Below are 24372 nucleotides of genomic sequence, written 5' to 3' on the forward strand. Positions count from 1 at the left end.
AAATCCAATAAATTTAAGCATATAGACTCAATGTATACTCCAACCAAATTGCCGTGACATTTTTCCGTTTTATTCCCCTTATTGCTGCCGTGTTTGCCTATCACTCGCTTGCTGCCCAGCAGCGACCCAATGTTCTCCTGATCATGGCGGACGACATGGGCTATTCGGACATGGGAAGCTTTGGAGGAGAAATCGAGACACCTAACCTGGATCGATTGGCAGAAGGGGGGATCAAATTCACTCAGTTTTACAATGCGGCCAGGTGTTGTCCCACCCGGGCTTCCCTACTCACTGGGCTGTATCCCCATCAGGCAGGGATGGGCGGCATGACCAACGACCGGGGCGTTGCTTCCTACCGGGGAGACCTTAACCGGCAATGCGTCACCATCGCGGAAACGGTAAAGGCCAGCGGTTACCGCACCTTTATGTCCGGTAAGTGGCATTTGACCAAGCATGTGGACGGCTGGCGAACCTGGTTGACCCCCGAGCAGAAGATCTATTTGTCCAAGGAAAATTGGCCCCTGCAGCGAGGATTTGACACCTTTTTTGGTACCATTCACGGTGCTGGCAGCTATTACGACCCCGCCACGCTTACCCAAAACAACACGCCGGTATCTCCGGGGGAAAACTTTTATTATACGGACGCCATCAGCGATCATGCCGCCAGGCAGATTCGGACCCTGGGGGCATCTGCAAGCGAGGATGCGCCTTTCTTTGGATACATAGCCTACACGGCCCCCCATTGGCCCCTGCATGCCCTACCCGAAGACATCGCCAAATACAAAGGCAGGTACGATGCGGGTTGGGACCGGCTCCGGGAGGAACGGATGGAACGCATGCTAAAAACGGGCATCATTCCTGCCGACTGGACACTCAGCCCACGCGGTTCGGAAATCGCATCCTGGGAATCTGCAGCGAACAAAGCCTGGTGGGCTGCCTGTATGGAAGTATATGCGGCCATGGTGGATCGGATGGATCAGGGGATCGGCAAGATTATCCGGGCCCTGGAGGAAACGGGGCAGTTGGAGCATACCTTGATCCTATTTTTGCAGGACAACGGCGGCTGCCACGAGGTGTTGACGGATCGCTGGCCCCGTTCTCTTCATTTTCCCGCTTTTCAGCGAGGCGGTGCTCCCTTGCTCCGGGGAAACGACGTACAGGTCATGCCGGGTCCGGAGGCCACCTACATGAGTTATTCGGCGGAGTGGGCCCAGGTCAGCAATACGCCCTTTCGCCTGTACAAACATTACGTGCACGAAGGAGGCATTGCCACCCCCTTGATTGCGTTCTGGCCGGAGGGGATCCGAAATCCTTCCCGGATTTCCCGGCAACTGGGACACATCATCGATATCATGCCTACTATTGTAGAAGTAACGGGGGCCAGCTATCCGGAGGCGTACCGGGGCGAGACCATCCAACCCATGGAGGGGCAAAGTCTGGTTCCGGTTTTTCAAAACCAATCCTTTGTTCATGTGCCCATTGGCTGGGAACACGAAGGAAACCGGGGTTTTCGGGAGGGGAAGTGGAAGCTGGTAGCGACCAAAGGACCGGAAGCAGCATGGGAATTGTACGACATGGAAGCTGACCGAACGGAAACGCGTGATCTGGCGAAAGTACACCCCGAAATTACTGCCTCCCTGCTCCAAAAATACACCGAATGGGCCCAGCGAGTCGGGGTTGTGGATTGGCGGAATCGCTGAGGCAGGGCTGCTATTTGACAGGTAGAAATAGCCCTTCCCGATTGGCAGCCAGCTCGGTGCAGGGCTCGTTTTTTTGCCAGGGAAATGGTTGACGCAACCTGAGTTCTGGCCGGTGAAACCAAACAGGCGGAAAAAAATGATGATTTTGATCGTGTTTGGTTTGAAATTTAATAGTATTGTAGAAAATCATTTGGGTCTTATGCAAAAACAACCATCCAAAGCCACTCTTTCCCTGTTCCTGTTCTTTCCGGGAGTTGCCATGCTTTTGGGCTGGGGCTTGCGTGGCTATATCGGGGGAGGGCCTTTTGGAGCCATGATACCCGGAGCGATGGTCGCCCTTGCCATTGGAATTTTGCTGCGCCTGAGGCCTTCCTTCCTTTCGATGGTCGTTGTTTTTGGGGTGGTAGGCATAGGCCTCGGCGGAGAAATGACCTATGGTCAGACCCTTGGGTTTTTGCGTGATCCCGATACGCTGTGGTGGGGATGCATGGGAACAACCGTTAAGGGCGCGGTCTGGGGCCTGGGTGGCGGTGCATTGCTCGGTCTGGGCCTTATTCATCATCAGCTGAAAAAATCTACGGTCGTCCTTTCGCTCGTGCTGTTGATCGTTGGGCTGGTCCTGGGAATTGGGCTGATCAATACACCCCAATTGATTTATTTCTCTGATCCGGTAAATAAACCCCGATCGGAATCCTGGGCAGGCTTGTTGCTGGGTGCACTTGCGCTGATTGGCTACCTGAGATTCACGATCGAAAAGCCGCTTTTCAAGTTGGTTGCTCGATTTAGCAGTTACGGACTGATCGCGGGAGGCCTTGGATTTGGTCTAGGCGGCTTGTGGATATTCCTCGGAAGTCTCCTTCCTGAAGTGCTGTTTAAGAGCTGGTGGAAGATGATGGAGTTTTCTTTTGGTTTTTTGTTTGGAGCGGGCCTGGGATACGCCGCCTGGAAGTCAAGAAAAGAGATCGGAGACCCGGATATCGAGGCACCGAAAACTGTTTCTCCGGGTTTCGAATGGTTGCTGTCCGGTATCCTCGTGGCGCTGGTCTATTACGTATTTCCCTGGCTCGTTGACACAATCATGGATACCCTTTATCCGGATGGTAACGGGGGGGTATTGCTACACTTCCTTCAGGTATTTGATTCCTACGCATTTTACGGATTGGTGTTTGTGGTGATCGCTCTTTATCGAAGTGCCTGGGCCTGGCAAGTGGGGATTACACTGACCTTCTGCCATACCGCCATCGACTACATGCGCGATCTTCGGCCCTCTCCTGAAGTGGAAGTTTCCGCCTGGATCCAGGTATCCGTCGTGTTTCTATCTACATTGCTCGTTGCCTACCTGGTAGCTGTCAGTAGCCGGAAAGAAGAGGTAATCTATTCCCTATTTCAGTTATTGATCTGGTCTACCGTTGTAGTGGCATTTGTCAGTCTGTTTTCGGATATTTTCATCGAGGGGGCATTCCGATTCCAGGGTCTGCCTGATCTACTGGTTCGGGTATTGTTTGTTCATTTCGTTTTTTTGGCTTCTGCCTTGTATGTTAGCCTGCAGGCAAAACGTCTGAATTCAGCGTCCATTTCCCGAGCCAACTTACTCGCATCGTAACCTTCGACTCGTGTATTTCATAGGAAACCAATACCGTTCCTCTGCCTGGGAAGCGCAGACTGCTGGAAAGTCGTGGGGGTTTGATTTTTTTGCCGGAATGGGTATGGGGGGAAGTAAGGCCACGCAGGGGTGGCCTTCACTTTCGATCAACACTGCCTTACGACAGTTCCTCAATTGGAGCGGAGGGGGCATTCTTCTTGACCGAAGCGATGCCATTTTCCATGGACTCTTTGGAGCTGTACATTTGACTGGTGCCGATGACTTGTTTGTTTTCGGCGATCAAATCAAAATAAGGGCTTCCGTCTTTTGCAGTTAGTCGTAAAAACTTGGCATCGTCACCGGCATTCTTTTTAACGGATTCGATGCCCTTCATACAGCTGGCTTTTGAGGCATAACCCTGACTAGCCAGAATGGGCTGACCATTGGACGCCTTCAATCGGAATCTGTACTTGTCACCCTTGTCGGTATAAACTTCAAATTTTCCCATAATTTGTTACGTTGGATTCGAAATCAATATAAAAAATTCCTTTTATATCGGTGCCGTTCCCGGGAAAAAACGTATGGAGTTTTCTTATTTTTTTCTCCTCCCGAAAAGGCCGCCTTCCTGCTCCAAAAAGACACCGAATGGGCACAGCGCGTCGGGGTTGTGGATGGGCGAAATGGCTAAATACCCGCGCAAAATTGCTGCCGACAGCACGACGCATTCATGGGTAGAATAGGTGCGACCAGGGAGGATATTTGTTGGGGTACAGGTAGAGCGTGTTCCGAATACCGGGGCCTGTACGGTAAACCGGCTATCGGACAGCCCCGGTGAGGAGGCATTACAAAGCAAGTGTGGTACAGAAAGGGTAAGATAGCATGCATTTTGGTCAAGATGAAGGATGCCTTTCCAAGCCAATGTACCTATCTTTCCCCGCCTGTTTGAAGAGGCCTCTGGGTAGTCCTTCCGGTAGTGCCAGCTGCTGTAAATCGGACACCGGCTGATTGTGTTCGGAAAGATGCACCTGCATCCAGACACCTTCTCCACCCAGAATCATGGGTGAATTTGCCGGTAACAGGTAGGAACTGGGGCGGCCTGTCCGTTCTCGCTGGCAGCGGACGAAACCGATGGTCCCTCTTCCCTGGCTATCAGGAGTGCAAAAAAACAAAAAGACCGTATAATGCCTAAAAATTTCTACCATTGGATTCTCCTGGCGGCAACGATTGGTACTGCCTGTACCGAGCAGCCCGGCTCCGACCAACTCGCTTCGGATCAACCCGCCTACCTGGAGGCTGTTTCTTACCGGGATGTCCGCATCGTTGATGATTTTTGGGGTCCAAAAATCCACCGGAGCAGGGTGAACGGCCTGCGTTCTGTCTTCAGCGAAGCCGAATCTTCCCTGGCCAACTTCGCAATTGCGGCGGGCATGCGCCAGGGGCAGCACAATCAAATGATGGCCAGCGACTCGGACGTGTATAAACTAATTCAAGGTGTGGCCCATGCGCTTCATCACGAATCGGACGCTGAACTGGAAGAATTTACCGATCAACTGATCGACACGATCGCCGCCGCCCAATTGCCCGATGGATACTTGTTTACACCTCATATTGCCGGTGACCGGACGAGAAGATGGACCGATATCAACCGGGACCACGAATTGTATTGTGCCGGGCACCTTTTTGAGGCTGCGGTTGCCTACCAGGAAGCGACCGGAAAACGGAAGCTATTGGATGTGGCGATCCGGTTTGCGGACCATATCGATTCCATTTTTGGTCCGGGCAACAAGCGGCAGGAGGTACCGGGTCACCAGGAGATTGAATTGGCCTTGTACCGGCTTTACCAAACCACCGCAGAGGAAAAATACCTCCGGCTCGCCGCCTTTTTTCTGGACGAGCGGGGAAATCCGCAACGTATAGATACGGTACCTCCCAAAGTCGATCCTTTTGCAAATACGCCCTTACGATGGAGGCATCCCTTTTACCGGCAGGACCATTTGCCGGTGGACCAGCAATACCGTGCCAGGGGACATGGCGTGCGGGCGGTGTACATGTATTCGGCCATGGCAGACCTGGAAATGGAATCCAGGACAGGCCGGTACCTGCCTGCCCTGGATTCCTTATGGTCGGATATCGTCACCAAAAAAATGTACGTAACGGCAGGAATTGGCACCCATGAATTTCGGGACGAAGGCTTTGGCAGCCCCTATACATTACCCAATGCTTCTGCTTACAGCGAAACCTGTTCGGGTATTGGATTTACGCTATGGAACAATCGAATGGGCTTGCTATTCGGACAGAGCAAGTATGCCGACCTCGTGGAATACCTGATGTACAACGCCGCCATTTCCAGCGTATCGATGGAAGGGGACCGGTTTTTTTATCGAAACTTACTGGAATCCGACGGAGAGTACCAACGAAGGCCCTGGTTTAATCCGGCCTGTTGTCCCAGCAATATGGTGCGCTTTCTTCCAGCAATAGGCGGTTTGGTCTATGCGAAGGACGAACAGGGCATTTATATTCACCAGTTTATTGGAAACGAGGCCCACCTGCTGGTGAAGGACCAACCGGTTTCGCTTCAGATGGAATCCGGTTTTCCCTGGGCGGGAAACGTATCGCTTTTGGTGAATCCGAAAGAAAAGAGTTTTTTTTCCATACATATCCGTATTCCCGGATGGAGCAGGGGAGACTTCCTTCCCGGCAGCGACTTGTATACCTTTGCTGATAAAATGGATTCTGCGGCTTCAATTCCTTCAATCGCTTTGAACGGCGTACCTTTAGAAGATCCAATCCTTTCCAACGGATACCTGCTCATCGAGCGTGCCTGGCAGCCGGGGGATCGAATCACCCTTTCTTTCCCCATGGAGGCGAGAGCGGTCGTGGGTCGTCCGGAAATTGAAGACACCAGGGGCAAGGTAGCCTTGGTGCGGGGTCCGTTGGTATATTGCATGGAAGAGGTGGATAATCCGGAGTATTTTCAGGACAGGGAAAGGTATCAAATTCATTACAAAAAACTGGAAAACGGGTTTGAGAGCAACCTGCTCGAAGGAGTAGTCGCCATTACAGCCCGCGCTACGAATGCCAAAAACGAATCCCTCGACCTGACCTTTGTGCCCTACCACCGATGGGCCAACCGAAAAAATGGGAAGATGCAGGTATGGGCAGGTTCGGATTAATCGAGGTCCATCCGACCTGAGGGGAATGCCACGGTTTGCCCGTTCCCCGCATGCCTATGGGCCCTTTCGCATATCCTTCGACCGATCGAACAGCCCTTTGCTGCGGGCTGTTTTTTTTATTCAATCCAGATGAAATCTTGCTTTTAGGTGGTGCCGAAAGGCTCCTTTGTCAACATAGGACACATTTTGGTTAAAATACTGGATAGGAAAGCCGGGTGGTCTTGATACATTTAAGAATCATTTATTTAACCAAAATATTATGAAAACAACTGATACTGATAGAGTTAAACTAAAAGATAAGCGGCTTGATCAACGATCAGTCGCTTTTATCAAAAGGTTCCCGGGTTATTTTCTTGGGTGCCTGGCCTGCCTGATATTCGCGACCGGTCCCCTTTCGGCCAGGGATGGGGCCGATGAAGGTCTTTATGCCGACGCTGCAGCCCTTCCCTGGGCAGAAGTCCAGGTCAGCGGCACCGTCACTGACGATGCCGGAGAGCCCCTTCCGGGAGCATCGGTCACCGTGGCGGGTACGACAAACGGGACGGTCACGGATATCGATGGTCAATACACGCTTTCGGTAGAGGAGGGATCCACGCTGGTGTTTTCCTTTATCGGCTTTGAAAGTCAGGAAGTAGTGGTGGGCAATCAGACCCAGATTGATATTTCCCTACAGGCAAGTTTATCCTCCCTAAACGAAGTGGTGGTCGTTGGATACGGTACCAAAAAGAAAATCAACCTTACCGGTGCGGTCTCCACTGCAAGGGGAGAGGACATGGCAAATCGCCCGGTAACCAACGTACAGCAGGCCATGCAAGGACTGGTGAGCAATCTGGTCATTCAACCCAACACTGCGGGAGGAGAGCCGGGTGCGGACATGGCCATGACCATTCGTGGTTTGGCGTCCTTTGAGGGAAACACCGCTCCCTTTGTATTGGTGGATGGGGTACCGATGGGTATCAACGACATTGACCCCAACGATATCGAATCGGTGTCGGTGTTAAAAGATGCTGCTTCCACCTCCATTTACGGGGCGCGGGCAGCCTATGGGGTGATCCTGATTACCACCAAAAAAGGCAGTAAAGGATCACGAATTTCCTATTCAACAAACGCCGGATTAAGCAGTCCCACCATCTGGCCAGAGCTACAGGGAGGAACGGACTGGGCCCATGCCTTAAACGATGCCCGGACCAATTTCGGAGCCTCCCCATTTTACCCGGAGGAAGCCATTCAACGACTGGAACAGAACCTGGCGAATCCAGGAAGTGCCCCCGGCATGTTACCCCTTGGTTCGGGCGACAATTGGGACCTGATGAACACGGGTACCAGAGGTGTGGCAAACGACGGCATTAGAGATTTGATCATGAGGGACAATTCCTTTCGGGTAAAACATAACCTGTCTGTTTCAGGTGGAAACGAAAGTGTGAATTATTATGTGTCCACTGGCTTTTATGAGGAGGACGGACTTTTGAGATTCGGGGATGAGTCCTTTAATCGATTTAATGTGGATGCTAAAATCGGTGCCAAGGTCACGGATTGGATGAACCTGGATCTATTTGTTAAATACAAATCCGAAAATGAAGATTTTCCCTGGAACCAGAACTTTGGACGTGCCTGGTACATGAATTGGATTGGAAAAATAAAATTTGGTACCCCGGCCAAGTATCCCGGGACCGATATCTGGACCCAACAGACCAATGTGGAGGCCTGGAGAAAAGTGCGGCAAACAATTAACGATAACCAGATCGTCCTTTCACCAAAAATAGCGTTAGAACCAATAAAAGGTTGGGTGACTACCATACAGGTCAATTACAATTCGACTCAGGTGGAAGATACCCGGACAGCCTTGCAATATCCTTGGGTCCGGCCCGGTGATGGCCCCAATTTCTCAGGAGGAGAGATCGATTTTATACCCCAAAACCGCGAGTCAACGGAGTATCACAACGAGTTGAGAAGAGATACCTATCTTTCTCCGAACATCTACTCTTCGTACTCCAGGGTATTTGGAATGCATGACCTTCAATTGATGCTTGGGTACCAACAAGAGGAGTATACCTTTAGCAATTTGGGTGCGAGAAGTTTCTTCTTATTGAGTGATGCCATTCCTTCGATCAGTACGGCCGTGGGCGATCAGCTGGTAACGGACGGGGTAGGACACTGGTCCACACAAAGTTTTTTTGGAAGGTTCAACTATATTTTCGACGAAAAGTACCTGCTTGAAGTAAACATGAGGACGGATGGATCCTCCAGATTTGAAGAAGCTGAAAGATGGGGCGTGTTCCCCTCGGTATCGGCAGGCTGGATCCTATCGGAGGAGAATTTTATGTCAGGAACGAATTTATTTGATCTGTTAAAAGTTCGGGGATCCTATGGAACCCTGGGTAATCAGGATGTGGCCAATTATCTATTTATACCGACCATGCCTATTCGCCAAACCAATAACTGGCTATTTGGAACGCAGCGGGCCTGGACAGTGGGTGCACCCAACCTGAATAGTGTGAATTTATCCTGGGAAACGGTATCTACACTGGACCTGGGCATTGATGCCGAGTTACTCAACAATCGGTTAGGGGTATCGTTCGGTGTCTACGAAACCAGGACCTCCGATTTGGTCGGACCGGGCCAGCCCCTTCCGGCAGTATTGGGCTCTACCGTTCCGAAACGAAACGAGGGAGAAATCATGACCCGGGGATGGGAATTGGAGCTTTCCTGGAAGAATCAGGTAAACCAGGATTTCCGCTACGAAATCAGGGGCCAGTTGGCGGATTTCCGAAGTACCGTGGTGGATTACAACAATCCGAACAGATTATTAGGTAATGACATCTTTTACCCGGGTCAGGACCTGAATGAGATTTGGGGATACCGCTACGACGGCCATTTTCAAACCCAGGCGGAAATCAATGAAGGGGTAGATCAGAGTTTCATCTATTCCGGCGTGTGGAGAACGGGTGATTTTCGGTACAAAGATTTGAACGGAGATGGTAAAATCGATATTGGAGACAATACGGTGACCAATCCCGGCGACCAGGAGATCATTGGAAATACCACGCCGAGATACACGTATGGATTGAATTTGAGCGCACAGTACAAAAACTTCGATATTTCGGTCTTCTTTCAGGGAGTGGCGAAAAGAGATTGGACCTTTGGGAGCAGTTCCGTATTTAGGGGGCCCGCTGCCGGTCCGATGCACAACAATGTCCTCGAAGGTCATATGGATTACTGGCGTGACGAAACCAGTGTATTGGGTGCGAATCCCGATGCCTATTTCCCAAGGCCATATGCCCAGTTTTTTGGCGAAAACGTAAAAAACTACGGAAGACCTACGGATCACCTGCTTCAAAATGCCGCCTATCTGCGGCTTAAAAATCTGCAGATTGGGTATTCGCTTCCGCGAAAAATTGCAGAAAAGGTGCTTTTAACGAATGCCCGGATCTTTGTGTCGGGTGAGAATCTGTTAACCTTTACCGATTTGATGTTTTTTGATCCGGAGGCACTTGCCGGAAGATGGTACGGTGCGGGAGATGCCTATCCGCTGAGTACGACCATGTCTGCCGGTTTAAACCTTAATTTCTAAAAAAAGACGCCATGAAAAAGCTATTTTATATATTCTTACTTATATCAGGAACATTTCTGGTTTCTTGTCAGGAAGATTTTCTGGAGCGATCGCCACTCGATCAGATATCCGATCCGGAATTCTGGAATAGTCAGTCCGATCTGGAGTTATTTCTGAACTCGTTTTATGACGAATTCGAGGGATGGCCAGCGTCTGGCGGTGGAAAGGCACCCACCAAGGACGAGGGAACCGACTTTGCACTCGAAGGCCTCAATGCCTTTGGCGGTACCTTTACCCAACGCATGGACGGTGTGTTGAACGTACCGGGTTCCGGCGGCGGCTGGAATTGGGAAAATATTCGAAACGTTAACTATTTCCTCGCCAATGTCGACCGCGTTCCCGAAGGGGGAGCGATGCGAGAGCATTACGTGGGCGAAGGGCATTTCTTCCGGGCCTGGTTTTACTTTGACCTCTTTAAGGATTTTGGCGCCTTGCCGATCATTACGGTTCCCGTTATGGCAGAAGATGAGGATATCTTGTACGGTGGCCGAGCCAACCGGACGGAGGTCTTTGATTTTATTCTCAGCGATATCGATATGGCCATCTCCAAAATGGACCCAAGCAATCAGTTGGCGACGCCCGGAACCCGGTTGAGCAGAGACATAGCCTTGTTATTCAAAGCCAGAGCAGCCTTATTTGCCGGTACCTGGGAAAAATACCATCAGGGCACCGTCTTTGCCGGACAAACGGATGGTAGCGGATACATCCAACAAGCAGCAGCCGCTGCGAAGCAGCTCATGGACGAGGGAAATTTTTCCCTGGTGACCGGAGATAGCAGCAGCGTCTACTTTGAGCTCTTTAACCAGGTAAACTATGCCGGTAACCCGGAGGTGATTTTTTACCAACATTTTGATCGGGTAAACGGAGACAGCTTTAGTAATCAACTATGGAACTGGCCAAACGGATACGGCTATACCTACGATGCATCCCGGTTTTATCTGAGCAACGACGGGTTGCCCATAGCGGTCAGCCCAAATTTTGTGGGTGATGAGACCTTAGATATACTGGAAACGAATCGCGATCCCAGACTTGCGCAGACGTTTATGGTGCCGGGGGATATCCGACGAATCCAAGGCACGGACACCTTGTACTTCGAGGCTCCGGATGTAGATAATAGTGGGACTGGCATTGAATCGCAAAAATTTCGCCATATCGTCGTAGACCCGGCTGTGGGCATCAATAACGGCAACGTTGATTATATCTTTATGCGGTATGCCGAGGCCCTGTTGATTTATGCCGAAGCGAAAGCAGAACTGGGTACGCTGACGCAGGCGGATGTGGACATGACCATCAATCTCCTCCGGGACAGGGTAGGGATGCCTCACCTGATCTTGAACGATATCACTCCTGATCCGAACTGGCCGGATTACGGCTATTCTTTGCCGGATTATTTACAGGAAATCAGAAGAGAGCGGGTGGTGGAATTGTTTGCAGAAGGGTTTCGCTTTGACGATTTGATGCGGTGGAGAGCCCACGAATATTGGGCAGGCAAGCGATTTGTCGGTACTTTTGCTACGCCTGAATTACAGGAAATATCAAATGTTCCGATAAATCCGGACGGATTCTTTGATCCATTTCGGGATCGGTTAAGTGGTCCGGACGGGGGATACGGATTTGATCCGGAGCGGGACTACCTGATACCCTTGCCCACCAATGAGCTGACACTGAATCCGAATCTCGACCAAAACCCGGGTTGGTAAGGTAACCTGTTCCTAACTAAAAATAAACGAATGATGCATGGCTGCGTCGGCGCGACTATCCGGTCTGCGCGGACGTAGCCTGCTTTTTACAGCCCCTTCGACCATAGCCCTTTTCCAAACAACGCTATCTTTATTTTCAGCAAATGAAAAAAAAACAACTGCTTCTGACGTTCCTGGTCTGGGGTTTCCTGACCCTAACCCTATCTGGAGCGTGGATCGTATGCGGGCAAACCGAGGCTGCTGATTTGGACGGGAATCGTTCGCAGATTGATCGGGGAAAGCCTTTGGAGCTGATGGGAAACCGATTCCTTACCTTTGCCTCCGTGGTTCGGGTAAACCAAATCGAAACCACCCGAACCGAGTCCAGGGGGGTGGATGAGTCGGCCGTGCACAGTCCACGTGAAGCCCGTATGTTACGTGAAGCCTTCGAGAAGGCATGGCCGGGAGCCCGCATGACCTGGGCCTTCAGCTGGCTTGCCTTGCAAGATCAACGGCAAAACTATCGGGAATTGCGGCAACTTATCGTCTCCTATCATAAAAAATACGGGGACGAAATCACCTTTATACCGGGCGCCTATTTCTCTCCCATGTACAACGCTCGGGAACAAACCAACCGTGACCTGCATGAGGGTTTACAAATGGTGTCGGACATGGTGGGGCATGGGTACCGTCCGCAGGCTGTTATTGGAGGATTTCTGTCTGCCGATAATCTCCGTTATCTTGCAGAAGAAGAAGACATACATGTGGCACAGGGCACCATATGGAGCCAGTATGCGGTAGACAATGGGGACGGGGACGGGTCCCTTGTGTACCCTTACTATCCATCTACCGAGCATTTCAACAAGCCCGCCCAGGGAGTTTCCGATCAAATTGATTGTGTAAATCTCGATGGCTGGACCGTGGATTTTCTGAATGCCAGGTATCCCGGTGCCAGACGAATCGACGGCGTCAATTGTGGTAGCCGGATGGGGGTAGGTCCCATCGAAACCCTGATCCGACTCGGTACAGAACGAGGAGTCAGACAAATGCTTGCCACAACGTCCACCCACTTTGATACCGGATTCGAAGGGAATGGTTTCGCCTGGGTGACCTCTATTTGGGAACTGAGCCTGGTCGAAGCCAGGAAGCTATGGCCGGGCTACCAGGGAAGGAACGGTATGGAAGGGCTGGATATCTGGCTCCGTGAAATTCGCCGCCGCTGGCCAGATGCCAAAGCCATCACGCATGGAGAATTCGGAATGCTTTGGCGGGAGCATTTCAAAAGTAATGACCAATTGGATTACCGCTTTGTACACCGGGGGTCCGGCATCTGCGGATCCGAACCGGAACTGGAGATCCGCTGGTTTATGAACAAGGATTTTCGATTAGCAACACTCAGAAACTGGATCGAACAGACACCGGAAAAGGTCATAGACTTCACCAGATACGATTTAAAAGCGCAGGAACCGCCTGATCCGCGACCCGGACATCCCATTCGCAACTGGAGCCTGATGAATCGTCTAAATCAAAAAGGAAGCCGGCCGCAAGATGTACCGATGGAAATAGAGGCATTGTATCCGGAAGAACAGGAGATGATCAAAAAGAGGTACCCGGTTTTATTCGAGGAAGGGCATCCGCTGAGTATTAACTAACGGTTTTGACTAATCCTGAAAAAGTATACCCGTTGATTTTTTTCTGAACAGGTGTAGGGATAGACGAACCTATCTTGCCCCTACAGGGCTGGGGTTGGTCTTATCGATTATTTTCACAGGGCTTCACCCTGCGCACTGATATTGCGCCCTTTCAGGGCTCCGGTTTGTATAGTATAATCTGTCAGGTCGTAAAAATCTGTATGGGTATTTGTCCTATTTTCAAGGTGTAGAAATAAGTCAGTTTTCCGTTACGCCAGTGCTGAAAGGGCAAGATCTCCCAGCGATGGGTGCAGGCCATCGTAAAAAATGTCCTACGCCGAACCTTCGAACCGCAAACTTGCATAGTAAAGAGCTGGGCAGTAAATGAAACTTCATTTAGCATCGAATCCCACGTAAATTGGACTCTGAACCCATTGATGCTTTGGAAATTTTTTAGTATCACATGTAGGCCTTCACGAAAGGCAAAGAAGATACTTCAATTCAGCTCGCTTAGTGTTAACATACCATATTTTTTGGCTAAGATGCTTGAGGATTAACCAGCGCAAACCTTGTAATTTTAGCGAATGATGCCAAATAGGACCCACCTCAAACCAACTGATAAACTGGCATCAAATGGTTCCCTTTTTTCTTTTGATTACATAAAACCAATAATCCAGGAATGATAAAATCTGCTTTATTTCTAACGCTGTTGCTTAGCTTCACGGTAATTGAGGGAAATGCACAGCTCATCTTCGAAAAAGAGGAATACGCCAGCCGCAGGGAAAAGCTCATGGATAATATTCTAGGTGGAATTGCCATCATTAGAGGGGCACCCGAACCCAAAGCTGTTAAGTTAAGTCTTTTAGCTTAACCTTTTCGTTTCAAAATGAAAAAGTTTTGATTTTCTTGTTCTGAAACCAGTACCCAAATAGGATGTTTTTTCTTAAGTTATTAGCATTAACGAGGAATGCAACCCGGTTGAGTCACCCGTCGGCATCCTTGATGCTTTTGTGCAGTCTTTACGGCATCTGCGGAAAAATTATAAAAAGTTTAACTCCTAAATAAATACCTTATCATGTGTAATAAAACCGGCGAATTTCTCTATCAACTAATTTCTCCTTTTCTTTTACTACTTGTTTGCGTTACTTCTGTGCATGCTCAAAAGAGCACGTTACCGGCTGACACTACTATTGTCTCTTCTGATGAAGTGACGGTTAACGGGAAAAGAATAGCCTATCAGGTGACGGTAGGCACGCAGCCGGTATACGGTGCAGATGGAGCACCTGATGCAGCGCTGTTTTATACCTATTACAAACGCAATGATGTCGATCAGGTCGAAAATCGACCCATTGCATTTTCGTTCAACGGAGGGCCGGGCGCTGCATCGTTGTGGATGCATTTGGGCTATACAAGTCCCAAGCGGTTGGAATTAAGTGATGAGGGATATCCCATACAACCCTATGGCGTCGTCGATAATCCCCATTCAATTATAGATGTAGCCGACATCGTATATGTTGATCCGGTTAATACGGGTTTTTCACGCCTATTGAATGACGGCAAGCGGGAAGATTTTTTTGGGGTGTATCAGGACATCAGCTACCTGGCTGACTGGATTGACAATTTTTTATCACGACAGGAGCGGTGGAGATCGCCAAAATACCTGATTGGGGAGAGTTATTCGGCCACCCGCGTAGCGGGCTTATCCGGTGAACTGCAAGACAAGCATGGGATTTACCTCAACGGAGTAGTTATTGTTTCCGGCACCAAAATGGAACTACCGATCGCAAGTAATGAAGTACTACAGTTACCCAACTACACTGCGGTAGCCTGGTATCACAACAAGCTACCTGACGATTTACAGCAAAAAAATCTTACGGATGTTCTCCAGGAAGTTGAAACCTACGCCATTGATGAATATTTGCCGGCAGTCGAACGAGGGGGATTTATCGATGAAGATCAGAAACAAGCCGTTGCAGAAAAAGTAGCCCGGTACACCGGTCTCAAAAAGGAATTCATATTGGACCACAACCTGACAGTCCCCACTAAAGCATTCAGAAAAGAGTTGCTAAGGGAGGAAGGCTATTTCCTGGGTCTTTCGGATGCGCGGTACAAAGGTATCGATAAAATGGACGGGGGCGATACCTTTACCGGAAGTACTCCACCTGAGTCAGCTGCCTGGGATAATGCCTTCACGCCTGCCATTAATACGTATCTTCGAAATGATTTAAATTTTAAAACAGACCTGCAATACCTTGTTTCTGGTCCTGTATTTCCCTGGCCATGGGATAGATTTACGGATGGGACCGGGGAGAAATTGCGCAATGCCATGATGCAAAATCCCAAACTTGAAGTATTATTTCAAGCCGGGTATTACGACATGTTGGTCAATTATTTTAGACAAATGAATGGCATGTGGAAGCTTGATCCAAGTGGTAAAATGAAAGATCGTTTGCATTTTAAAGTATACGAAAGCGGTCACATGATGTATGTGAGGGAGGAAGATTTGGTAACTTCTACCAATGATCTCCGGGAGTTTATTCAACAATCCATCCCCGGGAAGGGTGAAGCGGCAACGTATTGATGTAGGCTATAATGGAGCACAATAACACGGTATTTTCAACGCTGTCAAAGCTTGGAATTTAAATTTATCAGTAGTAGACATGAGAACACAAGGAAAAAAGAGATGATAAGTCGTACACGTCTTGTCACAACGCTCCGTTTTCCTGTTTTCGGGCTGTTTTCCGTAGGTCTCTGTTGTCAATGAACGTAGTCAACTGATTGAATATGGGCTGTCCGCTCAAATTATTACTTTTACCCATGGCCAGCTTTTTTGTGTCGTAACTCAAAAGTAGCCAGACCTGGTTGGTGCACAAAATGGCTAACCGGGTTAGTTAATTAAACCGGACTTCAGAAAAAAAACAATGAAGGAGATACAACCGATGGTAACCAAAACAATTGGCCGTTTCTGGCTACTACCGCTTTTGTTTGCGGCATCTTGTCAGGAATCCCATAAAAGCCTGCCGGAGTGTGCACTGTGCGAGGACACGGCGGCTAAATGGATTCAGGTTGCAGAAGAACTGCCTGATGAAGACTCGCTTTTTTATTTGCCCCGCCCCGCGCCGCTTTTTCGCAAGGAATTTGGATTGGCAGAAAAAATAGACAGTGCCCGCTTATTCATAACGGCGGCAGGCTATTACAAGGCTTCGCTGAATGGACAGCCCATTGGGGAAAACGTCCTGGATCCTGCTTGGACCGACTACAGCAAGCGTATCTACTACAGCAGTTACGAGGTAGGTCACCAATTGCAGCAAGGTTCGAATTGTCTCGGAGTAAGCCTGGGGAATGGATTTTACAATCCCCTTCCCTTGCGGAAATGGGGGCGAAGAAACCCCAGGGAAGATTTGAATGTGGGTAAACCCACTTTTATCGCAAGGCTTGTGGTGTATCGTTCAGACGGACAAACTTCGGAGGTGGTGACGGACGGTTCCTGGGATTACGCGTACGGGCCCCTTCAAAAAAACAGTGTGTACATAGGCGTGGTATACGACCAGGGTAAGGAAATACCAGGATGGGATTCACCGAATTTCGCAGGCGATTCCTGGAAGACGGCGCAGCAGGGAGATGGTCCTGGAGGTCTGCTTCAACCCGCCTTTTTCCCTCCGGTCAAAAAAATGCAGGAAATTCAGCCAGTTTCCGTTAGCAGCCTCCCGGACGGAAAATACCTGGTGGACATGGGGGTGAATTTTACCGGAACCTACCGTATTCGAATACCTGCCAACGCAACCGATACGCTTACCTTTCGGTTTGGCGAGCGGGTCTACGAAGACGGAAGTCTGAACCCCATGACGACCGTGGTGGGGCAGATCAAGCGCGAGGGAATCGGTGGTCCCGGAGCTCCTGCCATTGCCTGGCAAACGGATAGCTATGTCCCAGCCGGAAGGCAGGCCTTTTTTACACCCGATTTTGTTTACCGAACCTACCGCTACATGGAGATATCCGGTCTCCAAGAGGCTCCTGATCTGAGGGATATACAAGGTTGGTTTACCTATTCCGACGTGCCGGATCGAAGCAATTTCAGCAGTTCCAGTCCCTTGCTGAACCAAATTCAGGAGGCGACCAAACGAACCTTTCTTTCCAATTTGGTAAGCGTACAATCCGATTGTGCCGTTCGCGAAAAATTTGGCTATGGGGGCGACCTAAATGCCACCAACGAGTCGTTTATGTACAATTTCGACATGGAGGATTTTTACCGAAAAACGGTGTACGATTGGGTGGATGCCATGAATGATTCGACTTTTGTGGATACCGCACCCTTTGCCGGCATTCAGTATTGTGGCATCAGCTGGGAGTCCGCGTACCTGATCACTCAATATTACCTGTACCTGTATTACAACCATGTAGATTTGATTGAGGAGCTGTACGAGCAAAACCTCCGCTGGATGGAAAAGGTGGCCCGGATCCATCCGGAGGGTTTGGTGAACAGCGGTTTAAGTGATCACGAGTCTCTGGATCCCGTTCCGGTGCAACTCACGGGCACGGCCCATTACCTGCAATGTGCCCGGATCATGACCACGTTTGCATCGGTCATGGAAGATGCCGCGAACGAGGAGCGGTTTCGGCAATTGGCCGATCGCCTGCAGGGCCTGCTGAGATCAGAATTTTGGGAGCAGTCCGTGGAAGGTCCCATCAACCGACAAACGTTGTTTTCTACCTTACTGTACCACGGGATCGTTCCAAAGTCGGAGTTGGGGGCGGCACGGGATTCCCTGCGAAAGGCGGTCCGACAGGCACCGGCAGGTCATTTTACCACCGGGATTTTTGGGACCAAATACATTCTGGAAACCCTTTCGGAGCATGCCTCGATTGACGAGGTTTTTGCCATCGTAAACAGCAGGGAATACCCCGGTTGGGGCCACATGATCGACCGGGGCGCTACGACCATCTGGGAAACCTGGAAGGAAAGTGACAATACCTTTACCAATTGCCATCCGATGTTTGGATCGGTGACGGAGTGGTTCTACCGATGGTTGGGGGGGATTCGCCCGGATCCGGAACACCCTGGTTTTGGAGAATTTGTGCTGGCACCACGGGTTCCCCGGGATCTGAATTTTGTTCGCAGTACGTATCCTTCTCCCCATGGGGAAATTATCTCCAATTGGAAAAAAGACACCGAAGGCACCATTACCTATGAAATGGAGGTACCCCAAGGCAGTAGGGCCCGGGTCTCGATCGCCCTTCTCCGTTCACAGACACTCGTAGTGGCACAACACCCGGAGGAATTTCAGCCAGAGCATACCGAGGGCCTCGCGGACGGAAATTTTATCTTGGAAGCCGGAGCGTACACGCTACGTGTTTCCAACTGAGGCAATCGAAACCGTATGTAGTAGGGCAGGACTGTCGAAAATTTAATTCCCGGGATCGGTTCCTGCCCAGTCCACAAAATTCGAACAATTCATGCATAAAAAGTCAAAAATTGGTACCCTATTCGCCCTTTTCCTGGGCGGTTTGTGCCTGGTACAGTGTGCCTCCTCCGAAAACAAGGAAGCGGTGTATCGCCCTACAAACGTACTGCTCATTACCGCAGACGATTTGAATTACAATTCAGTAGGGGTGTACGGTTGTACGGTTTCCAATATCAGCCCTCACCTGGACAAGCTGGCCGAAGAAGGTATTCGTTTTACAAATGCCTTTGTCAACATTGCGGTTTGCCAACCTTCCCGGCAATCGATCCTGACGGGCCGTTATCCCCATACCAACGGCGCCCTCGGCTTCGAGCCAATCGATACTTCGGTAGCTACCTTGCCGGAGCAGCTCAAAAAGGTCGGCTACCTGAATGGTATTTTGGGAAAAGAAATCCACCTGAAGCCCACCGAGAAGTTTCACTGGGATTATTACATCCGTGAAGGGGATTTGGCATCCGGGCTGGGTATCGGCAGGGATCCCGACTTGTATTACCACTATGCTTTGGAGTTCTTCAATAGGTCAAAAAAAGAAGACAAGCCCTTTTTTCTTATGGCGAATAGCCACGATCCGCACCGACCCTTTGCCGGTAGCGAACAGGAAAAAAAACAGTGGGGAGATGATCTGCCGGTAGCCACGCGAACCATACATCCCGATGAGGTGCAGGTACCTGAATTCCTACCGGACCTGCCGGAAATCCGGCGGGAAATCGCCGAGTACTACACCTCGGTGTACCGGTTGGATCAGACGGTCGGTACCTTGATGCAGGCCCTCGACGAATCCGGAATGGCCGAAAACACACTTGTCATGTTTCTTAGTGACAACGGCATGGCCCTGCCCTTTGGCAAGTCGAATTGTTACCTGAACAGCAACAAAACTCCCTGGATTGTAAAATGGCCAGGCAAAATTCCCGAGGGTAGGGTAGACAGCACCCATTTTATTTCCGGAAATGATTTTATGCCCACTATTCTACACGCCCTGCATCTACCAACGGTACCGGATATGGACGGGAGCTCCTTCCTTCCGGTCCTGAAAGGCAAGAGCCAACGGAACAGAACGCGCGTCTTTACCGAATTTCATAAGATTTTTGCGGGCGTAGATTATTCCATGCGCTGTGTACAGGAGGGAGATTACGGGTACATTGTTAATTTTTGGAGTGATGGGGAACACAAGATTCGGGGAGATGCCGCCAGTGGCAGAACCTATGCCGCCATGCAGGAAGCGGCTCCCCGGGACGAAGCCGTGGCCGAGCGCCTCAAGATGTACGAATACCGCGTACCGGAGGAGCTATACGATTTCGCCAGGGACCCCGATGGACTTACCAACCTCATGGATGATCCGGCGTATAGGGAGGTTGTAGATCGACTAAAAGGGCGGTTACTCCGGGAAATGAAGCGTACGAATGATCATTTGTTGCCCGAATTTGAAGCGGGTTTTCTATAAAATACTTGAAAAAGGAAAACAAGTCGATCGTGTTCGTTTTCCCAGGGGTATTCCTTACCTTGAAACGGTAAGACAGAACCCGGATTAACCCGTGCCCGATGAATAAAACCCTGTATCCGCTTTTTGGTATCGTTACGGTATTGAATACGCCGTTTAAAACCGATGGGGCCATCGATTACGGAGCGGTGCGCCTGCACGTGCGGGAAGCCCTGGCGGCTGGAGTAGCGGGCTTTCTGGTACCGGCCCTTGCTTCCGAAGTATATCAACTCTCTCCTTCGGAGCGAATCAAACTCGTGGAAACCGTCCTGGAAACGGTGAATGGGGAGGTGCCGGTGTTTGCCGGTGCGGGTGAACCGGACCCTGCCAGGAGAAAAACTCTGCTGGCCGCCTACCTTGAGCTGGGTTGCAAGCAGGTGCTTTTCCAAATTCCCTTTCGGGATGAGGAACAGTTCAGAACTGATTTTTACCGTTTGGCAGAAATGGATGTAAAAACCATCATGCTGCAAGATTGGGATGCATCCGGCTATGGACTCCCCGACGATTTAATCGGTGAGCTATTTGAAAGCGTGGAGGCATTTCGTTGCCTGAAAGTCGAAACGGTTCCCGCCGGTTACAAATATTCCAGGATACTTTCACTGACTAACGGGCTATTAAACGTCAGCGGGGGATGGGCCGTATCACAGATGATCGAAGGCCTGGAAAGAGGGGTTCATGCATTCATGCCCACCGCCATGCATTGGGTGTATACCGAGATTTATCGCTGTTGGAATCAGGGCAAAACAGAAGAAGCCACTGACCTGTTTTACCGGATCCTCCCGGTACTGGCCTTTTCCAATCAGCACCTGGAGGTTTCGATTCATTTTTTTAAACGCCTGTTGGCTAGCCAGGGGATCTATCCTACAGCAGGTGTACGGGTGTCTTCGATTCAGTTTGATTCCCAACATCAGGTAACCGCTAACAGGTTGATCCAAGGGGTAATCCAGTTGGAAAATGAAATAAAAAGGGGCCGTGAAGCCCTTTAATGGCGGCACCTGTCTGTAGAAAATGGAAAAGCCAGGACAAGCTTGGGTTAAAATAACACACTGTTTCGGTAATATATTGAAAGTTTTACCGACCGAATCGATCTATATTTAAAATTCCCAATCCCCATTAGTGGCAAAGGTTTTTCCGTATCATGCAATCACAAGTCAACCCTCTCGTCCGCAGTAGAAAACGCCCCCTGGCAATTGTTTTTTTGGTAATTATGGGTAGTTTCCTGCCTGCTTGCAATCCTACGGATCCCCCGGGAGCCTCCGATCGGTTAGAAGAGGCATTTCTTGATCCTCCTACCGAGAGCCGACCCATGGCACTGTGGACCTGGATGAACGGGTACGTTGATACGGTGAAATTGGTACATGAGTTGACGGAGATGAAAGAGAAGGGAATGCGGGGCGCAATCGTTTGGGACATCGGTGCCCTGATTAACCCCGATGGGATGATTCCGGATGGTCCTGCCTTTCTGGGCCCGGAATCACTCAGGTACCTTGCCCTCGCCTTGGCTACCAGCGACTCCCTGGGATTGGATCTGGGGATGAGTGCTGCCAGTAGTTGGAATTCGGGAGGCGAATGGGTGGAGACGGCGGACGGTAGCAAAGAATTATTGAGTTCCTCCCATGCTGTTGAGGGTCCCGCCGCGGTCGAAATCGAGCTAACAAACCCTGAATCTCCACGGGGGAAGGCAGAAAACTGCGAACTTCTAACAGTAATTGCGATTCCCAGACACCCGAACCAGTCCTTTTCTACAGAGGAGGTCATTCTCTTTTCCGAACAGGAATGGTCGGGCGGAAACCTGCGCTGGCAGGCACCTGAGGGGAAGTGGGAAATTCTTTCCTTTTTTAGTTGCAATACCATGCAGCCGCTGGTGGTGCCCAGCCCCAATTCATCGGGTTTGATCATCGACCACCTGAGTGGTCCGGCTACCGCGCGCCATTTAGAGGAATTGCTATCTCGCCTGGATCGAATCAGTACCACCGAAAGGAAAATGAAGTTTATTTTTCTGGACAGCTACGAAGTATGGCAAATGAAGGACTGGACGAGTGGGTTTCTGGAACAATTTCAGCAACGCTACGGGTACGATCCCACCCCATTTCTACCCCTTTTGCAGGGCTTTCATCACACCGATTCCCTGATACAAGCCCGGTTTGAGGGAGACTATCGGCGACTGGTAAGCGACCTACTTATCGAAAACCACTACGCCCAGGCGGTAACGATAGGCGATGAACACGGGATCCAAATGATAACGGAAGCAGGCCACGGGGGGCATCCCAGAGTGGAGCCACTGAAGGCACTGGGCCATTCGCACATCCCCATGGGAGAGTTTTGGAATAGGCAACGGCATTGGGTGACCAAAGAAGCGGCCAGTGCAGCCCATATTTACGGACACAAAGTGGTCGCCTCCGAATCCCTGACCGGATGGAATCATTGGCAACACGGGCCCACCGATTTCAAGCAATTGGTAGACGTGGCATTTTGCGAGGGGTTGAATCAGGTCGTTTTTCACACCTTTTCGCACAACCCGGCGATTGCAGGAAAGCCCGGTTTCGTGTACCATGCAGGAGAGCATGTAAACGTTAACGCCACCTGGTGGCCGTTGTCTCGCCCGTTTATGGATTACATCGCCCGTGCGTCCTACCTGCTGCGGCAAGGAAATTTTGTGGCCGATGTACTACTCTATTACGGAGACGATGCCCCCAATTTGGTACCTCCCAAACGAATGGATCCGAACTACACCCCCGATATGCCGGGGCTGTTTCCCACCTACTTTTACGACAAAACCAAGTGTCCACACTGCGGGATGTCCCGGCCCATCATTACAGGTGATTTACCGGGGTACGCGTACGATTATGTGAATGCAGACGTGATCACGACCAGGCTGGAAGCAAAGGAGGGAAAACTACAGCTTCCACATGGGGCTTCCTATCGCTTGCTGGTATTGCCAGACAGGGCGGACATGTCCCTCGACGTACTCAAAAGTTTGGAAAAATTGATCCGTGAAGGCGCCGTTGTCCTGGGCCCAAAACCAAAAAGGGCCAGTTCCCTGAAGGGGTATCCAGCGGTTGATCAGGAGGTAAAGGAATTGGCCGATAAGGTATGGGGCAATACCGATGGCACAACCGTTTTTTCGCATACCTATGGAGCTGGAACCGTGTACTGGGGAAAGTCCATACAGGAAGTATTGGAGGAGCTGCAGGTAGGGGCGGACGTGGAAGTGAAAGGTGTGGACAATGCAGACCGACACATTGATTTTGTGCATCGGCAAACCGATACCGAAGAAATCTATTTTATTTCCAATAGCAGCGAACGACAGGAGCACCTGAGCCTGGTTTTTCGTGTAGATACGGATTTGCACCCGGAAATTTGGGATGCCGCGTCGGGCCTTGTGCAACGCGAAGTAGTGTATACCAGGCTTTCCGATGGAATACAGATGGACTTCGTGCTGGAGCCCATTGGCTCCCGCTTTGTGGTTTTCCGAAAAAACAAGGCCGGCGAGAACAGCGAGGGGCTGCATCGCGATTTGCAAGGTGGTTTTCCCGATAAGGGCCTGGCCGATAGGGCTGTTTTATCCCTTGACCTTTCCAACGATTGGTTGCTTCGATTTGATCCGCTTGTGGGAGATTCCCTGACGCTCAAACTGGATTCCCTTGTGAGCTGGTCGGATTTAACGGAGTCAGAGGCACGGTATCACTCCGGCATGGCTACGTATTCCCGTGAGTTTTTCCTGGAGGAATCTCAGCTGAAAGCAGGGGTAGAGGCGTTTGCCCGCTTTGAAGACATTCAGGAAATGGCACGGGTCTATGTCAATGGAAAAGACTGCGGCATCGTCTGGCTTCCGCCCTATGCGGCCCGCATTACTCCACACCTAAGGGAGGGTACCAATACCCTCACCGTCGAGGTAATCAATACATGGAATAACCGAATTGTTGGGGATCAGCGGAATCCGGAGCTGACGGTCACCCGAACGAACGCCCGTCGTAAATTCACTGCGGAAAGTCCCCTGCTGCCCTCCGGCTTGCTGGGAAAGGCCCATATCCAGTTTTTGAACCCTAATTAAATAC

At 50.4% G+C, this 24372-nt stretch carries 14 protein-coding genes; 12 read left to right on the forward strand and 2 right to left on the reverse strand.

Annotated elements, in window-relative coordinates; translation table 11 throughout:
• Positions 1-53: 53 nt before the first annotated feature.
• Positions 54-1700 (forward strand): arylsulfatase, encoded by a 1647-nt coding sequence (locus tag ABWH99_RS09760; protein WP_375586089.1) that lies wholly within the window; start codon positions 54-56, stop codon positions 1698-1700.
• Positions 1701-1899: 199 nt separating this feature from the next.
• Positions 1900-3303 (forward strand): hypothetical protein, encoded by a 1404-nt coding sequence (locus ABWH99_RS09765; RefSeq protein ID WP_375586090.1) that lies wholly within the window; start codon positions 1900-1902, stop codon positions 3301-3303.
• 157 nt (positions 3304-3460) lie between these two features.
• Here the strand turns inward: ABWH99_RS09765 and ABWH99_RS09770 are convergent, their stop codons facing one another.
• Positions 3461-3793 carry a YegP family protein gene (locus tag ABWH99_RS09770; RefSeq protein ID WP_375586563.1) on the reverse strand — a complete coding sequence of 111 codons (333 nt, stop codon included), beginning with the start codon at positions 3791-3793 and terminating at the stop codon, positions 3461-3463.
• A 379-nt stretch (positions 3794-4172) separates the two neighbouring features.
• Positions 4173-4484 (reverse strand): hypothetical protein, encoded by a 312-nt coding sequence (locus ABWH99_RS09775; RefSeq protein ID WP_375586091.1) that lies wholly within the window; start codon positions 4482-4484, stop codon positions 4173-4175.
• On the opposite strand from ABWH99_RS09775, the gene ABWH99_RS09780 reads away from it, so the two are divergent.
• From ABWH99_RS09780 to ABWH99_RS09825, 10 genes are all read left to right on the forward strand, one after another.
• Positions 4464-6455 carry a glycoside hydrolase family 127 protein gene (locus ABWH99_RS09780; protein WP_375586092.1) on the forward strand — a complete coding sequence of 664 codons (1992 nt, stop codon included), beginning with the start codon at positions 4464-4466 and terminating at the stop codon, positions 6453-6455. The two genes, ABWH99_RS09775 and ABWH99_RS09780, sit on opposite strands and share 21 nt — an antisense overlap.
• 259 nt (positions 6456-6714) lie before the next feature.
• On the forward strand, positions 6715-10026 hold the full coding sequence (locus ABWH99_RS09785) for a SusC/RagA family TonB-linked outer membrane protein (protein ID WP_375586093.1): 3312 nt from the start codon (positions 6715-6717) through the stop codon (positions 10024-10026).
• Between the two features lie 11 nt (positions 10027-10037).
• Positions 10038-11765: a RagB/SusD family nutrient uptake outer membrane protein gene (locus ABWH99_RS09790; protein ID WP_375586094.1), complete on the forward strand. Its 1728-nt coding sequence runs from the start codon at positions 10038-10040 to the stop codon at positions 11763-11765.
• 143 nt (positions 11766-11908) lie between these two features.
• A complete protein-coding gene (locus tag ABWH99_RS09795; RefSeq protein WP_375586095.1) occupies positions 11909-13396 on the forward strand; it encodes a DUF3863 domain-containing protein in 1488 nt (495 codons plus the stop codon).
• 658 nt (positions 13397-14054) lie between these two features.
• A complete protein-coding gene (locus ABWH99_RS09800; protein WP_375586096.1) occupies positions 14055-14246 on the forward strand; it encodes a hypothetical protein in 192 nt (63 codons plus the stop codon).
• 204 nt (positions 14247-14450) lie between these two features.
• On the forward strand, positions 14451-15956 hold the full coding sequence (locus ABWH99_RS09805) for a S10 family peptidase (protein WP_375586097.1): 1506 nt from the start codon (positions 14451-14453) through the stop codon (positions 15954-15956).
• Between the two features lie 340 nt (positions 15957-16296).
• Complete coding sequence (locus ABWH99_RS09810; protein WP_375586098.1) at positions 16297-18738, forward strand: family 78 glycoside hydrolase catalytic domain; 2442 nt, start codon at positions 16297-16299, stop codon at positions 18736-18738.
• Positions 18739-18829: 91 nt separating this feature from the next.
• Positions 18830-20278, forward strand: coding sequence for a sulfatase (locus ABWH99_RS09815; protein ID WP_375586099.1), 1449 nt, complete (start codon positions 18830-18832; stop codon positions 20276-20278).
• Positions 20279-20376: 98 nt separating this feature from the next.
• Complete coding sequence (locus tag ABWH99_RS09820; RefSeq protein WP_375586100.1) at positions 20377-21300, forward strand: dihydrodipicolinate synthase family protein; 924 nt, start codon at positions 20377-20379, stop codon at positions 21298-21300.
• A 221-nt stretch (positions 21301-21521) separates the two neighbouring features.
• The gene (locus ABWH99_RS09825) at positions 21522-24368 is read left to right on the forward strand and encodes a glycosyl hydrolase (protein WP_375586101.1); all 2847 of its coding nucleotides are present in this window, start codon (positions 21522-21524) and stop codon (positions 24366-24368) included.
• The last annotated feature ends 4 nt before the right edge of the window (positions 24369-24372 follow it).

It is taken from the genome of Cyclobacterium xiamenense (genome assembly GCF_042140265.1).
Classification (GTDB): domain Bacteria; phylum Bacteroidota; class Bacteroidia; order Cytophagales; family Cyclobacteriaceae; genus Cyclobacterium; species Cyclobacterium xiamenense_A.

Coding starts and splice junctions, on each gene's coding strand:
- ABWH99_RS09800 (WP_375586096.1), top strand. CDS start 14,055: ATGATAAAATCTGCTTTATTTCTAACGCTGTTGCTTAGCTTCACGGTA.
- ABWH99_RS09795 (WP_375586095.1), top strand. CDS start 11,909: ATGAAAAAAAAACAACTGCTTCTGACGTTCCTGGTCTGGGGTTTCCTG.
- ABWH99_RS09790 (WP_375586094.1), top strand. CDS start 10,038: ATGAAAAAGCTATTTTATATATTCTTACTTATATCAGGAACATTTCTG.
- ABWH99_RS09820 (WP_375586100.1), top strand. CDS start 20,377: ATGAATAAAACCCTGTATCCGCTTTTTGGTATCGTTACGGTATTGAAT.
- ABWH99_RS09810 (WP_375586098.1), top strand. CDS start 16,297: ATGAAGGAGATACAACCGATGGTAACCAAAACAATTGGCCGTTTCTGG.
- ABWH99_RS09815 (WP_375586099.1), top strand. CDS start 18,830: ATGCATAAAAAGTCAAAAATTGGTACCCTATTCGCCCTTTTCCTGGGC.
- ABWH99_RS09825 (WP_375586101.1), top strand. CDS start 21,522: ATGGGTAGTTTCCTGCCTGCTTGCAATCCTACGGATCCCCCGGGAGCC.
- ABWH99_RS09785 (WP_375586093.1), top strand. CDS start 6,715: ATGAAAACAACTGATACTGATAGAGTTAAACTAAAAGATAAGCGGCTT.
- ABWH99_RS09775 (WP_375586091.1), bottom strand. CDS start 4,484: ATGGTAGAAATTTTTAGGCATTATACGGTCTTTTTGTTTTTTTGCACT.
- ABWH99_RS09805 (WP_375586097.1), top strand. CDS start 14,451: ATGTGTAATAAAACCGGCGAATTTCTCTATCAACTAATTTCTCCTTTT.
- ABWH99_RS09780 (WP_375586092.1), top strand. CDS start 4,464: ATGCCTAAAAATTTCTACCATTGGATTCTCCTGGCGGCAACGATTGGT.
- ABWH99_RS09765 (WP_375586090.1), top strand. CDS start 1,900: ATGCAAAAACAACCATCCAAAGCCACTCTTTCCCTGTTCCTGTTCTTT.